12 protein-coding genes are annotated in these 14,473 nt (G+C 66.9%); 2 read left to right on the plus strand and 10 right to left on the minus strand.

The features are described 5' to 3' along the window. The first annotated feature begins 142 nt into the window (after window positions 1-142). Window positions 143-2,464 (plus strand): enoyl-CoA hydratase-related protein, encoded by a 2,322-nt coding sequence (locus BVE01S_RS02355; RefSeq protein ID WP_066623706.1) that lies wholly within the window; start codon window positions 143-145, stop codon window positions 2,462-2,464. A 36-nt stretch (window positions 2,465-2,500) separates the two neighbouring features. Further along, window positions 2,501-3,478: an NAD(P)H-dependent flavin oxidoreductase gene (locus BVE01S_RS02360; protein WP_066623708.1), complete on the plus strand. Its 978-nt coding sequence runs from the start codon at window positions 2,501-2,503 to the stop codon at window positions 3,476-3,478. A gap of 88 nt (window positions 3,479-3,566) precedes the next feature. Here the strand turns inward: BVE01S_RS02360 and BVE01S_RS02365 are convergent, their stop codons facing one another. The 10 genes from BVE01S_RS02365 to BVE01S_RS02410 are packed head-to-tail and all read right to left on the minus strand — an operon-like array spanning window position 3,567 to window position 14,337. Beyond that, window positions 3,567-4,616, minus strand: coding sequence for a phosphotransferase family protein (locus BVE01S_RS02365; RefSeq protein ID WP_066623710.1), 1,050 nt, complete (start codon window positions 4,614-4,616; stop codon window positions 3,567-3,569). Next, window positions 4,613-5,803, minus strand: a complete 1,191-nt coding sequence (locus BVE01S_RS02370; protein WP_066623712.1) for an acyl-CoA dehydrogenase family protein — start codon at window positions 5,801-5,803, stop codon at window positions 4,613-4,615. Before BVE01S_RS02370 ends, BVE01S_RS02365 begins: the two co-directional genes overlap by 4 nt. A gap of 18 nt (window positions 5,804-5,821) precedes the next feature. Further along, a complete protein-coding gene (locus tag BVE01S_RS02375; RefSeq protein WP_066623732.1) occupies window positions 5,822-6,682 on the minus strand; it encodes a crotonase/enoyl-CoA hydratase family protein in 861 nt (286 codons plus the stop codon). A gap of 33 nt (window positions 6,683-6,715) precedes the next feature. Then, on the minus strand, window positions 6,716-7,474 hold the full coding sequence (locus BVE01S_RS02380; protein ID WP_066623735.1) for an SDR family NAD(P)-dependent oxidoreductase: 759 nt from the start codon (window positions 7,472-7,474) through the stop codon (window positions 6,716-6,718). Window positions 7,475-7,477: 3 nt separating this feature from the next. Then, entirely contained in the window at window positions 7,478-8,296 is an 819-nt protein-coding gene (locus BVE01S_RS02385) for an enoyl-CoA hydratase-related protein (RefSeq protein ID WP_244878343.1), read from the minus strand. Further along, window positions 8,286-9,452 (minus strand): acyl-CoA dehydrogenase family protein, encoded by a 1,167-nt coding sequence (locus BVE01S_RS02390; protein ID WP_066623739.1) that lies wholly within the window; start codon window positions 9,450-9,452, stop codon window positions 8,286-8,288. Before BVE01S_RS02390 ends, BVE01S_RS02385 begins: the two co-directional genes overlap by 11 nt. Before the next feature lie 4 nt (window positions 9,453-9,456). Then, window positions 9,457-10,239, minus strand: a complete 783-nt coding sequence (locus BVE01S_RS02395) for an SDR family NAD(P)-dependent oxidoreductase (RefSeq protein ID WP_066623741.1) — start codon at window positions 10,237-10,239, stop codon at window positions 9,457-9,459. A 23-nt stretch (window positions 10,240-10,262) separates the two neighbouring features. Then, entirely contained in the window at window positions 10,263-11,522 is a 1,260-nt protein-coding gene (locus BVE01S_RS02400; RefSeq protein WP_066623743.1) for an acetyl-CoA C-acetyltransferase, read from the minus strand. Window positions 11,523-11,572: 50 nt separating this feature from the next. After that, the gene (locus BVE01S_RS02405) at window positions 11,573-13,918 is read right to left on the minus strand and encodes a CaiB/BaiF CoA-transferase family protein (protein WP_066623746.1); all 2,346 of its coding nucleotides are present in this window, start codon (window positions 13,916-13,918) and stop codon (window positions 11,573-11,575) included. After that, window positions 13,915-14,337, minus strand: a complete 423-nt coding sequence (locus BVE01S_RS02410; RefSeq protein ID WP_066623749.1) for a GFA family protein — start codon at window positions 14,335-14,337, stop codon at window positions 13,915-13,917. The genes BVE01S_RS02405 and BVE01S_RS02410 overlap by 4 nt, the downstream gene beginning before the upstream one ends. Between the last annotated feature and the right edge of the window lie 136 nt (window positions 14,338-14,473).

Here is a 14,473-nt window from a genome sequence, read left to right on the forward strand (position 1 = left end):
TTCATGGCGCGCTGTGCGCCGGAACTCATCTAACCTCCGCAGGTCTGCCAGCCCTCCGCCTCGGCGCGTCCGACACACGCCCCCTTCCAAAAGCTAATGACGTTAGATATTCGGAAGGGAAAAGAATTACGGGAGGTAGGGCGTGGTCGATCCAGAGCGTATTCCGGTCATCGTCGCGGTTGGCGAAAAGATCGATCGTCCCGCCAATGCGGAAGAGGCGATGGAGCCGGTGGCGCTGATGGCCGCCGCCCTGCGAGCTTGCGAGGCTGACGCCGGTCGCGCCCTGCTGGATCGGGTCGATCTCATCAGCCTGATCGGTCTGGTGAGCTGGCGTTATCAGAACCCGGTCGCCCTGCTTTGCGAAACGCTCGGCCTGAGCCCCGCAGAGCAGGTGAACGCCAGCATGGGGGGCGAAACGCCGGTGCGTCTGGTTCATGAGGCAGCCGTGCGCATCGCCGCCGGAGAACCTCTGACGGCCGCCATCGTCGGCGGCGAGGCCAGTTCGTCGAGGGCCCATGCGCGCAAGTCCGGAGCGAGACTGCCCTGGACGCCCGCAGCATCGCGCGAACAGACGGTGCGCTTTCCTTCCAGCCGGTTCGCCATGAGCGCAGCGGCCAAGCGCCTGGGCGTCACCGACCCGGCCCAGATCTACCCCTTCTACGAGGTCGCCGCCCAGGCCGCCTGGCATCAGAGCCCTGCGCAAGGCCGGCAGAAATCGGCTGCGCTCTGGGCGCGCTATGCCAAGGTCGCCGCGTCAAACCCTGCCGCCTGGATCCGCTCGGCTCCAGAGGCAGACGCCATCGCCGCCGTGGGGCCGGATAACCGGATGATCAACTGGCCCTACACCAAGCTGATGACGGCCAATCCCTCGGTCAATCAGGCGGCGGCCGTGATCGTGACCAGCCTGGCGACCGCCAGGGCCTTGGGCGTGGACGAGGACAGGCTGATCCATATCTGGGGCGGGGCCGCAGCGAACGAGCCCGAGGACTATTTGCTGCGTGATCGATACGACCAGTCCACGGCCCAGGCGGCCGTGCTGAAGCGCGCGGTCGAACTGGCGGGTGGGGACGCTCGCGCGTTCGACCACATGGAACTCTACAGCTGTTTTCCCATCGTGCCGAAGATGGCCCTTCGCACCCTGGGTCTGTCGGACGGGGCGGTTTCGCCGACCGTCGCAGGCGGGCTTACCTTCTTCGGAGGGCCGCTGAACAACTATATGGGCCACGGCATCGCCGCCATGGTGCGCACCCTGCGGGCCGATCCGGGCTCGCTGGGCCTGCTCTATGGACAGGGCGGCTATGTCAACAAGCACCACGCCCTGCTGGTCAGTACGACGCCGCCCGAGATCGCTCTGGCGCCCGACTATTCCGTGCAGGCCGAGGCCGACGCCGCACGCGGCCCGACGCCGACCCTGCTGGACGCCTATGACGGGCCGGCGACGATCGAGACCTATACGGTCACCTATGCCCGCGATGGCGAACCCCTTCAGGGCGTGGTGATCGCGCGCACGGTGGCGGGCGAGCGGATCATGACGCGCGTGCCCCCATCCGACCGCGAAACCCTGGATCGCCTGCTGTCGGACGCCGCATCGGCCGTGGGGGTCCAGGGGCATGTGCATACCGACGTGTTCGGCAAATCGACCTTCAACATCGGCGAGGCGCGACGAGAACGGGAGCGGCGCTCCTGTCTGATCGAACGCGACGGGCCCCTGACGATCGTCACCATCAACCGCCCGGAGGCCATGAACGCCCTCGATCCGGACACGAATGCGGAACTGGCGGAAATCTTCGACGCCTTCGCCGCCGATCCCGCGCAATGGGTCGCGATCATCACCGGGGCCGGCGATCGGGCCTTTTCTTCCGGCAACGATCTGAAAGAAACCGCGCGACGAATGGGACGCGGCGAGCCGCTTGAGACACCGACCACCGGATTTGCAGGCTTGACCGCCCGGTTCGACCTGAACAAGCCCGTGATCGCCGCCGTGAACGGCGTCGCCATGGGCGGCGGCTTCGAGGTGGCCCTGGCCTGCGACCTGATTATCGCCTCGGAAACCGCCGCCTTCGCTCTGCCCGAGCCCAAGGTGGGGCTGGCCGCCCTGGCCGGCGGTCTGCTGCGTCTGCCGCAACAGATCGGACTGAAGAAGGCGATGGGCATGATCCTGACCGGCCGCCGGGTCAGCGCCGCAGAAGGTCTCGCCCTCGGCTTCGTCAATGAAGTGGTCCCGGCCGACGACCTGATGGCGACCGCTCGGCGCTGGGCAAACGAGATCATCGCGGTCAGCCCCATGTCCATCCGCGCCTCGAAGGAAATCGTCCGCAAAGGGGCGGCGGCTGCGAGCGTGCAAGACGCCTATGCGGCCCAGACCGATTATCCGGCCGTCCGCGCGCTGTTTCGATCTGCGGACGTGCGCGAAGGCCCCCTCGCCTTCGCCCAGAAGCGCCCGCCGCGCTGGTCCGGTCGCTGAGCCGACGCCCCTCAAGAGTCAGGAACCGGAAACCCCATGATCCGCACACGTTTCACCGAACTTTTCGGCGTCGAACACCCCATCGCCCAGGGCGGCATGCAGTGGGTCGGCACGGCCGAACTGGTGTCCGCCGTCGCCGAGGCCGGCGCCCTGGGCTTTTTGACCGCCTTGACCCAGCCGACGCCCGAGGCCCTGACCAAGGAGATCGAGCGCTGCCGCAGCATGACCGATCGGCCGTTCGGGGTGAACCTGACCATCCTGCCGTCGATCACCCCGCCCCCCTATGCCGAGTATCGGCAGGCGATCATCGAAGCCGGGATTACGGCGGTGGAGACCGCCGGCCACAAGCCGCATGAGCACGTCGCCGAGTTCAAGAAGCACGGCGTCAAAGTCATCCACAAATGCACGGCGGTGAGACATGCCCTCTCGGCCGAACGCATGGGCGTCGATGCGATTTCGATCGACGGCTTTGAATGCGCCGGCCATCCGGGCGAAGACGACATTCCCGGGCTGGTGCTGATACCGGCCGCTGCCGACAAGGTGACCGTGCCGATCCTGGCGTCCGGCGGCTTCGGCGACGGGCGGGGCCTGGCGGCCGCCCTGGCCCTCGGGGCCGACGGCGTCAACATGGGCACGCGCTTTTGCGCCACGCGCGAGGCGCCGATCCACGACAGGATCAAACAGGCGATCGTCGCCAACGACGAGCGCGCGACCGAGCTGCTATTCCGCAGCTATCGCAACACCGCGCGTGTGGCGAAGAACGCAGTCGCCGTTGAGGCCGTGCGCATCGAGCGGGAGGGCCAGCCCTTCGAAGCGATCGCGCACCTCGTCAAGGGAGCCAGAGGCCGCGAGGGCCTGCTGAACGGCGACCCCGACCACGGCATCTGGACCGCCGGCATGGTGCAGGGCCTGATCCACGATGTGCCCAGCGTCAAAGACCTGGTGACGCGGATCGTGAGCGACGCGGAAGCGGTGATCCAGAACCGGCTGACCTCCATGATCCAGCCGGCGTAAGCTCCCCGGAAAAACCTGCGAGGTCATGCCCTATGACGTCGCAGGCCATCCCCGGCGACAGACGCCCGCGGCGTCGCGCGACACGCTGTCAGAGGTCTTGGGCGATCCGGCGGGCGGTGGCGGCCAGGACATCCATCTGAGGGATCATGGCGCCCGCGTCGGCGGACGAGGCGTTGCCGCGCAGCATCCGCCCCTTGATGCCGTGGATGATGGCGGCCAGGCGAAACAGGTTGAAGACGATGTAGGTGTCCAGACCGGGAATGGAATCTCGCCCGGTCCGACGGCAGTAGGCGGCGACGTATTCCGCCTCGCTGGGCAGGCCTAAGGCGTCAAGGTCATGTCCGGCCAAGCCCCAGGGAATGTCGGCCGGCGCGCGGTACATCATGACATTGTAGGTGAAGTCGACCAGCGGGTGGCCCAGGGTCGACAGCTCCCAATCCAGCACGGCGGCGACGTCCGGCCGGTTCGGATGGAAGATCATATTGTCGACGCGGAAATCGCCGTGAACGATCCGGGTCTCTTCGTCGTCAGGCGCGTGGGCGGGCAGCCATTCCACCAGGAAGTCCATATCCGGCGTTCGCCCGGCCAGCGGGTCGTCCTGATACTGGCGCGACCACCGATCGCTCTGGCGCGCCAGGTAGCGGCCGGGACGCCCGTAGTCGCCCAGACCGATCGCTTCGGGATCGAGATTGTGAAGCCGCGCCAGGACGGCGTTCATCGCGTCCATATGCGCCGCGCGGGCTTCGCGCGGAACCTCGGGGAAGGCGCTGTCCCAGAAGATGCGCCCCTCGACCATATCCATCACGTAGAAGGCGGTCCCGATGACGTCGTCGTCCAGACACAGGCCATGCACGTGCGGCGCGGGAAAGCCGGCGGCTTCGAGCGCCTGCATGACCCGGGCTTCGCGGTCGATCGCATGGGCGCCCTTCAGCAAGGGCCCGGAAGGCTTGCGACGCATTACATAAGATCGTGTCGGCGTCGAAAGCCGGAATGTCGGATTGGACTGGCCCCCGCTGAACTGGGCGACCTGCAAGGGCCCGGAAAAGCCGGGGATTTGGTCCGTCATCCAGCGCGCCAGCGCACGCTCGTCAAACCGCGCATTGCCGCGCACCGCCGTCGTCGCTCCGCCCGCGCTCATGACGTCACCGCCCCCTGCGATACGTTGCGTTTGATCGTCTTGGCCAGGCTCCACTTATGAACCTCGGTGGGGCCGTCGTAGATGCGGAAGGCGCGGACTTCGCGGAAGACCTGCTCCACGATGGTGTCGCCCGACACGCCCGTTCCGCCCATGACCTGCACGCAACGGTCCGCCACCCGCATCAGCGCCTCGCTGACGGCCACCTTGGCCATCGAGCTTTCGACCGTGCCAAGGGCGCCCGTATCGAGCACATCGGCGCACCAGTCGATCATCAGTTCGGCCTGTTTCAGATCGATGAGGTTTTCGGCCAGCATGAAGCCCACGCCCTCATGATCGATCAGGGCCTTGCCAAAGGCCTGCCGCTTGACCGCATAGGCGACAGCGATCTCCTGGGCGCGGGTGCAGGCGCCCAGCCAGCGCATGCAGTGGGTCAGCCGCGCGGGCGCGAGACGGACCTGGGCCAGTTTGAAACCTTCGCCCGGCTGGCCCAGCACCTGATCGTGCGGCACGCGAAGATCTTCTAAGGCGACCACCGAATGGCCGCCCGGCATGGAACTGTCGATGGTGTCCAGGACGCGCTCTATCCGGACGCGGGGATCAGGCAGGTCCGCCAGGAACAGGGTGGCCCCCTCCTCGGTCCGCGCCATGATGATCCCGACCCGGGCGCCCTGAGCGCCGGTGATGAACGCCTTTCGGCCCCGGATCAGCCAATGGTCGCCGTCGCGGGTTGCGGTGGTGCTGAGCAAGGACGGGTCCGAGCCCGCGCCGCCGTCCTCGGCCGGCTCGGTCATGAAGAAGGCCGACCGGGCGCGCCCCTCGATCAGGGGGTCCAGGAAGCGGCGTTTCTGCGCCGGCGTGGCCACCCGGCCCAGCAGATACATATTGCCCTCGTCCGGAGCGGCCACATTGACCGCAACGGGGCCGAGCGGCGAAAGCCCGGCCGCCCGCAGCACGCGGGCCGTCTGCCGATGCGTCAGATGCCCATGGTCCGGAAGGATGTGCGGCGTCATCAATCCGGCCTGCCGCGCCAGATCGCGCAGTTCATCGACAAGCTCGTCCGCCGGTCCGTGCGATCCCAGACGAGCATCCTGTTCGTAGGCGACGACCGTATCACGCACGAAGGCCTCGACACGGGCGGCGATCTGGTCGCCGCGCGCCTCGCGCGATGCAGCGCCGGAAATCGTCATCTTCTGCGGTCCTTCAACTCAACGGTACGGCTCATCGTCCCACCACGGGAAGAAGTCCGGCATGTCCTGAGACACGCGATCGGGGAAAACGGCCGGCCGCTTTTCCATGAAGGCGGCGACGCCTTCGGCGGCGTCGCTACTGGCCGTGCGGGACAGGATGCCCCGGCTGTCGATGCGGTGCGCCGCCATCGGATGCGCCATGTCCAGGCCCCGCCACATCATCTGACGCACCAGCGCCACCGAAACGGGGGCGGTGTTGTCGGCGATTTCGCGGGCCAGGGCGTGGGCGGCGGGCAAGAGTTGATCCGGCGCATGAACCGCCTTCACCAGCCCGCCGCGCAAAGCCTCGTCCGCGTCGAAGACCCGTCCACTCAGACACCAGTCCAGCGCCTGGGGCAGGCCCACCACCCGCGGCAGGAAATAGGATGAGGCGGCCTCCGGCACGATGCCGCGCCTGGCGAAGACGAAGCCGAACCGCGCCGTCTGGCTGGCCAGTCGAATATCCATGGGCAGGGTCATGGTGGCGCCCACCCCGACCGCCGGTCCATTGACGGCGGCGATCAGGGGCTTGAGCGACTCGAACAGTCGAAGCGTCACACGTCCGCCGCCGTCGCGGGCGGCGTCCGAGCCCGGATCGACCTGGCCGTCGCCCTCGATGAACCCCTTGGCCCCCGAAGACAGGTCGGCGCCGGCGCAAAAGGCGCGTCCGTCGCCTGTGAAGATGACGGCCCGGACGGCGTCGTCGGCGTCTGTTCGATCCAGAACCGACAGGATGTCGCGCATCATCTGAGGGGTGAAGGCGTTCAGCTTGTCCGGGCGGGACAGGATGACGGTCGCGACCCCGTCAGCGACCGCATAGCGAAGCGTTTCGTAGGTCATCGGTCGGCCTTGAAAGGGAAAGACGCCATGAGCTCAGAGCGATTGGCCGTCATCGATCACGAAGTCCGAGCCGGTGACGTTTCGACTGGCGTCGGAGAGAAGATAGATCAGCGTGGCGTCCAGGGCGTCGTCGTCCAACAGGCGGCGGCGCGGCCACAGACCCATGTGCTTCTGCCCGGCCTCGGTATCGAACCAGTCGCCGGCGAGCTCTGAGCGGATATAGCCCGGCGACAGCAGGTTGACGTTGGGGCCGGAGCGCGCCCATTCCCGCGCCAGCAACCGCCCCATATGGGTCACGGCCGCCTTGGAGGCGCTGTAGGCCACGGTGCCGACGGTCCGCATCTGAGCCGTGATGGAGGAGACCAGAACGATCCGCCCGGCGTCGGTCGTTCCTGCGGCCTTCATGCGGCGCGCGCCTTCTCGCGCCGTCAGAAAGACGCCGCGCACATTGACGCTGAAAATCTGATCGAACTGCGCGATGTCGAGATCCAGGGCCCGCCCCTCATGGTTGACGCCGGCGTTGGCCACCACGCCGTCGACCACGCCGAACTCGGCTTCCGCGGCATTATAGGCGGCCGCGATGGAGGCTTCGTCCTCGACGTCCATCGCCACCGCCAGGGCCTTGCCGCCGTCAGCGACGATGGCGTCACGAAGCGCCTGAAGACGATCGACCCGACGCGCGCCGATCACGACGCTCGCCCCCTCTGCGGCGACAATGCGCGCAAACCGGGCCCCGATGCCGGAAGAGGCGCCCGTGATCAGAACCACGCGGCCGGCCAGACCTTGTCCCATGGCTCAGGCTCCTCTGAAGCGGGGCGAACGCTTGTCTTGGAAGGCCGACAGACCCTCCTTATGATCCTCGGTTCGGCCGGCGGCGCGCTGCAGGTCACGCTCGAGCGCCAGGGTGTCGGACCAGTCGCCGTCCACCGCGGTCCAGGCCAGCCGCCTTATCAGACCCAGGGACGCCGCCCCTTGGGCCAAACGGGCCGCCAGTTCGAGTGCGCGCGCGTCCATCTCTGCATCCGGCGCCACCTGGTTGATCAAGCCCCATTCCAGCGCCTTGGCCGCCGGCAACCGATCGCCCAGCAGCATCAGCTCCATGGCGTGCGGCCGCCCCAGCGTCCGGATCAACAGATGCGACGATCCTCCATCAGGCACCAGGCCGATGCGAGAAAACGCTTGCAGGAAGAAGGCGGTCTCGCTGGCGACGATCATGTCCGCCGCCAGAGCCAGGGAGGCGCCGACCCCGGCCGCAGCCCCCCGCACTGCGCTGATCCAGGGCACCGGTAGGTGTCTCAGCCGCATCATAAGCGGATTGATGTGGCTCTCCAGCACGGCCCCGGCGTCGGACTGCGTGGGATCATCTGCAGTTTCGCCAAGACCCGCGCCCAGATTGGCCCCGGAACAGAAGGCGCGGCCAGCCCCGGTCAGAACCATGGCCCGCGCGCCAGACACCACCTGATCCAGGGCGCGATCCAGCCCCTCGATCATCTCAACCGTGACCGCATTGAGCGTGTCGGGATCGTTCAGACGAACGACCGCGATGTCGTTCTCGAGCGTGATCTGGATCGACTGGCTCATGACGGGACGCCCCACACCGGCGTCATTGTTCAAGAGTCCTGGCGATCAGGACCTTCATGATCTCGTTCGCGCCGCCGTAGATGCGCTTGACCCGGACGTCCTTGTACATCTGCGCAATGGGATATTCGGTCATGTAGCCGTAGCCCCCAAACAGTTGCAGGCAGGCGTCGACGATCTTCTGCGCCTGCTCCGACACCCAGTATTTGGCCATGCTGGCGGTGGCGGCGTCCAGAGCGCCTTCGCCGAAACGCACGATACAGTCATCGACGAAGGTGCGCGCGATCGTCGCCTCAGTCTTGCATTCCGCCAGAACGAACTGGGTGTTCTGGAAATCCAGAAGACGCTGTCCGAAGGCCCGACGCTCCTGGACGTAGGCGATGGTGTGGTCCAGCGCAGCCTCCATAATGGCCAGGCACTCGATGGCGATGATCAGCCGCTCCTTGGGCAGTTCCTTCATCAGCTGGTAGAGGCCCTGGCCTTCTTCGCCGCCCAGCAGGTTTTCGACCGGCACGCGGACGTTGTCGAAGAAGAGCTCGGACGTATCGCCCATCTCCACACCGATCTTGTCGAGGTTCCGTCCACGGCTGAAGCCCGGCGCCTCGGTCGTATCGACCAGCAGCAGGGAGATGCCCTTGCCCCCCGCCTCAGGGTCGGTCTTGGCGACCACGATGATCAGCTCGGCCAGTTGCCCATTGGTGATGAAGGTCTTCTGCCCTTGCAGCACATAATGGTCGCCTTCGCGCCGCGCCGTGGTTCGGATGGCCCTCAGATCGGACCCGGCTCCCGGCTCGGTCATCGCAACCGCCGTGATGCGCTCGCCCGAGACGATCAGCGGCAGCCAGCGCTGTTTCTGCGCCTCAGTGCCGTATTTCTCGATATAGGCGGCGCAGATGGCGTTGTGCAGCGGGATCGCCCAACCCTCGGCCCCGATCAGGCCAAGGCGGCGCATGATCACCGCCTCGTGGCGGAAATCACCGCCCGCGCCGCCGTAGTCGGGCGACACCGACACGCCCAGCAGACCCGCTTCGGCCGCCTCGTTCCAGGCGGCCCGTTCGACGATGCCGGCTTGGCGCCACGCCTCCATGCGCTGGGGCGTCGCCGCCTCCGCAAAGAAGCGTGCGATCGACTCGTCGAACAGGATCGTCTCTTCATCCATCCAGCGGGATGGAGCCGCAAAGACACCCGACATCAGATCACCGGGGCGCCATGCGAATCGCGCCGTCCAGTCGCACGTCCTCGCCGTTGAAATAGCTGTTCTCGATCATGGTGAGGGCGAGGTTAGCGTATTCACGCGGATCGCCGAGACGTTTGGGGAAGGGCACCGAAGCGGCCAGGGCGTCCTTGACCGTCTGAGGCGCGCCCAGCATCAGCGGGGTGTTGAAGATGCCGGGCAGGATGGTGTTGACTCGCACCCCCTCGCCCATCAGGTCGCGCGCGATGGGAAGCGTCATGCCGACAACCCCGCCTTTTGAGGCCGAATAGGCCGCCTGGCCCATCTGACCATCCTCCGCCGCCACGCTGGCGGTCATCACCACCGCGCCCCGCTCGCCGTCCTCGAGCGGCGACAGCGTCAGCATGCCCGCGGCCGCCTTGGCCACGCAGCGGAAGGTGCCGACCAGATTGATCTGGATCAGCCAGTTGAAGGCGTCGAGCGGGAAATGCTTGATGCTGCCGTCTTCCTTGGCGCGGCTGGCGGTCTTGATCGCATTGCCCGTGCCGGCGCAGCAGACCAGGATCCGTTCCTGTCCGTGGGCGTCGCGCGCCTTGGCGAAGCCGGCGTCGACGCTCTCTTCGCTGGTCACATCGACCTTGCAGAACACCCCGCCGATGTCGGCGGCGACCGCCTGGCCCCTTTCGTCCTGAAGGTCGAAAATGGCGACCTTCACGCCCTTGGCCGCCAGAGCGCGCGCCGTCGCCTCGCCCAGGCCCGATGCGCCGCCCGTGATGACGGCCGCGACTGTGTCGTTGAGTTGCATGGAGTCCTCCCTCGTTCTTCGGCTCAGCCGTCGATCCGCTCGATGATGATGGCGGGCGCCATGCCGCCTGCGGCGCACATGGTGACAAGGCCGTAGCGACCGCCCGTCCGCTCAAGTTCGTCCAGCACGGCGCCGATCAGAATGGCGCCGGTCGCGCCGATCGGATGGCCCAGAGCGATCGCGCCCCCGTTCACATTGACCTTGGCCGGATCCAGACCCAGGTCACGAATGAACTTCACGGCGACGACGGCGAAGGCTTCGTTGATCTCCCACAGATCGATGTCTTCGACCGTCAGCCCGGCCTTGGCCAAGACCTTGCGTGCGGCCGGAACAGGCGCATTCAGCATCAGGGTCGGGTCGTCGCCGATATTGGCTGTGGCCACAATCCGCGCCCGAGGCTTGAGCCCGTTGCGCTCCGCATAGTCCCGAGACGCTACGACGATTGCCGCAGCGCCGTCGACGACGCCCGAGGAATTGCCCGCGTGGTGGACCGGCTCGATCTTGAGATCGGGATAGCGGCGCTGGATCTGCCCGCGGAAGGTGCGGCCCTGATCGTCATAGGCCCAATCGGCCAGAGCGACGAAGGCGGGCTTGAGCTGGCTCAGCCCCTCCAATGTCGTCTCAGGACGGGGATACTCGTCGCGGTCCAGAATCACCTTCCCGTCGTCGTCAGTGACCGGCACGATTGATCGATCAAAGCGCCCCTCGTCGATCGCGACCTTGGCCCGCCGCTGGCTTTCCAGACCGAAGGCGTCCAGCATTTCGCGGCTGATGCCCTCCAGGCTCGCGATGGCGTCGCCGCACACGCCTTGGTGAGATTGCGGGTGGCGGGCGTCCAGATGCTCATTTCCCGAACCCATCAGAGCCGGCGCCATGCCCGCCGCCTGCTCCTGGGCGGCGACGGCGTTGGTGTAGCTCATCATCTCCACGCCGCCGGCGATGACCAGGTCTTCCATGCCGGACATCACCTGGGCGGCGGCGAGGTTCACTGCGGTGATGCCGCCCCCGCAGAACCTGTCCAGGGTCATGCCGCTGGCGACGATGTCATAGCCGGCGTCCAGCGCCGCCATGCGGCCCAGGTCCCCGCCCTGCTTCCCCTTCTGGGTCGAGGTCGACCAGATCACGTCCTCGACATCGGCGGTGTTCAGCTTGTTCCGTTCGGCGACGGCTTTCAGCAAGACGGCCGCCAGATGCTGGGGATGAAGATGCGCCAGCGCGCCCTTTCCCACCTTGCCGATCCCGCGCGGCGTACGCACCGCGTCAATGATGAGCGCTTCGGACAACTGACATCTCCCTCGAACGATATGAGATGTAATTGACCGATTAAATAATATTAGGCAACGCCTTTTTGCGCCTGTTCCGCAATCGCCGCCGTCGCCGCCGCCAAAACCCCCGGCTCGACGGGCTCCAACACGCCCGTCGCGATATGACCGGCGATGACGTCGTCGGATTCGCTCAGCCATTCCCGCACGATTGTCTCGCTGTGCTCGCCCGCCAGGGGCGCGCACCGCAACGGCGCCTCGGCCAAGGCCTCGGTTCGGGCATGGCGGCGCTCGGCGACGACCGGCTCGCCGAGGTAGGGATGGCTTTCGACTCGATAGAAGCGGCGCTCCTGGAACCAGGGAAAGGCCTGCAGGTCGGCGACGCGGAGCATTCTGGCGGCCGGCACGCTGACTGCCTGCAGGGCGACCGCCGCCTGATCCGCGCTGCGCGCACCGAACCATGCCCTCATCGCCGCGTCGATCTGCTCGCGCGCCGCCAGACGTTTGGCCGATGTGTCGAGTTCCTTGCCCGCCTCGAAACCGATGAGGCGGCAAGTCGCCATCCAGTCCGCCGTATTGCGAACCGTGACCACGCACCAGTCATCGTCTCCCTGGGTCTGATAGACGCCACACGGCCAATCCGTCTGCGCGCCGTAATCCTCGCCGACGCTGCTTTGAGCGATCTCTTCGGCGAAATGAGCCAGCATGATTTCGGACTGAGCGATGCTGGCGGTGCCGCCCCGGCCGGTGCGCAGCCTGCGGATCAGCAAGGCGACCGTCGCCAGCGCGCCCACCCGCGCAGCGACATGGTCGGGATAGATGGTGGTGCTGTCGCTGAACCCTTCGGGATCGTCAGGATAACGCCACGCCAATGTCAGGCCGGTCGCCGCGCGAACCAGGGGGCCATAACCCATCCGGCCGCTCCAAGGACCGCTGGCGCCGAAGGCCGAACTGTCGACCATGACGACGCGGGGGTTGACCTGCGACACCGTCTGATAGTCCAGACCCAACCCTTCCAGCGTCCCCGGCTTGAAGTTCGACAGGATCACATCCGCCCTGGACGCCAGATCGAGGAAAAGACGCCGCCCCGCCGGATCACGCAGGTTCAGGCCCAGGCTGCGCTTGTTGCGATGGCCCGCTGCGAAACTGACCGACAGCCCATACGTCAGATAGGACTGGCGGTTGCCGTCGGGATAGGCCCGGCTTTCGACCTTGACCACGTCCGCGCCCTGATCGGCCAGCAGACGCCCCTGTTCGGCGCCGACCACGATGACGCCGAGGTCGAGCACCCTCAGCCCTTCGAAGGCGTGACGCCCAGGCTCGGCCGCAGGGCTTGGGGGCGACACTTCAAAGTCGGGCTGGGTCTCAAGGCTCTCGTCGGCGGTCATCCGCTCGCCATCGATCGCGACGACGCCGTTGGGCAGACTGACGACGCGGCCATCCGGCAGCGTCTGGCGGCGAAGCGCGCCGCGCGCCTTGACGTGCTCGCTGTTCAGACCTTCTTCCAGTGTCAGGACCATCGAGATCGGCACGCCGTAACCCTGCCCCTCGGCTTCCAGCTCGGCGCGCGTCCTATCCGCGAAGAAGGCGGCGATGGCCTTCAGCAGATCAGGCGACTTGTAGCGCGCGGCGAGGCTGTCGAACTCGGGCGCGGCGAACTGCGGCGGCTCGCCCATCCACCTGAACATGGCGCGCCACTGGCGCTTCGACAGCAGGCAGATGCGGACGTGTCCGTCTGCGCAGGGCAGGATGGGATACTGAAAACCCTTGGGCGGGCGATCACGGGACAGCAGATGCAGCGGCTTGCCCATGGTCGCGCTGCCGCTGATGCCGAAGCCCGGATCCAGCGCCTGAACGGCGCCTTCGAGCGCCGCGAAGTCGATATGGTCGCCCTCGCCCGTTCGCAGGGCGCGATACAGCGAGACGCCCAGGGCGTAGGCGGCCTGGGCCACCGCGCATTCAAGCGCCAGTCGGCCAGGCGGCGGCAGGGGCGCTCGCCCCCGGATTCCCGAGCGCGACAGTCCGCCCGACAGGGCGTGCAACACCAGATCCGTGGCCTGCCAGTCACTGAAGCTGTTGCCGACCCCGAAGTCGCTGACCGTCATGGTCACCAGGCTTGGGTTCGCCTTTCGAAGGTCCGTCAAATTCAAGGTCTGGCCTGCGTCCGCCACAACGACGTCCGCCTGCGCGATGAGGGCGCGGACCTCTGGATCGTCAAGCGCGGCGACCACCCGTCGCTTGCCGCTGTTCGCGGCGAGATCCGACAGATCGTCCGGCGCGGGCGCCTCGGCCTCGATACGATCGACGCGCGCGCCCAGATCGGCGAGGTAGCGTGTGATCGGCGCCAGGTGTCCGCGCACCAGATCGACGACACGCACGCCTCGCAAGGGCCGATCCGTCCCCGACGCGACGCTCAAGGCTGCGGCCCCATCGGGAACTGCGGAAGCGACGCTGGAATCTCGACCCAAGGCAGGGCCGAGCGCGTCCAGATATGCATGGCGGGCGCAAAACCGCCGGGTTCGTCGAGCGTGCCCGCCTTGACCGCGATCAGTTTGGGATTGGCCTGAGGCACCGACCGAATGGGCGAGCCGCAGGCGGCGCAGAACTCTCGCGAGACCGGCGCGCCGCTTTGCGTGTCGGCGTCCAGATGCTGCGCCAGATCGCCTTCGACCGTCATCGTGCTGGCGCGGACGATCAGGTTCACGGAGAAGGCCGCGCCCGATTGCTTGCGGCAACGGGTGCAATGACAGGCGGCCACGACCATCGGCGGCCCCTCCAGCCGATAACGAACCGCTCCGCAGTTGCACCCGCCGCTCAGCGCTTGGTTTCCGCCCATAGTCACCCTCCCGGCCGGCAAGGGACTAGCCGACCAATTAATCGTTTGCCGGCGAGCGTCTCCCGCCTTGTCTAATCGATTAATCTAATACAAGTAGGTTTGCGATGGACAAGGCTCGATTTGGAATTCGGGCCGC

Source organism: Brevundimonas vesicularis NBRC 12165, assembly GCF_001592205.1.
Classification (GTDB): Bacteria; Pseudomonadota; Alphaproteobacteria; order Caulobacterales; family Caulobacteraceae; genus Brevundimonas; species Brevundimonas vesicularis.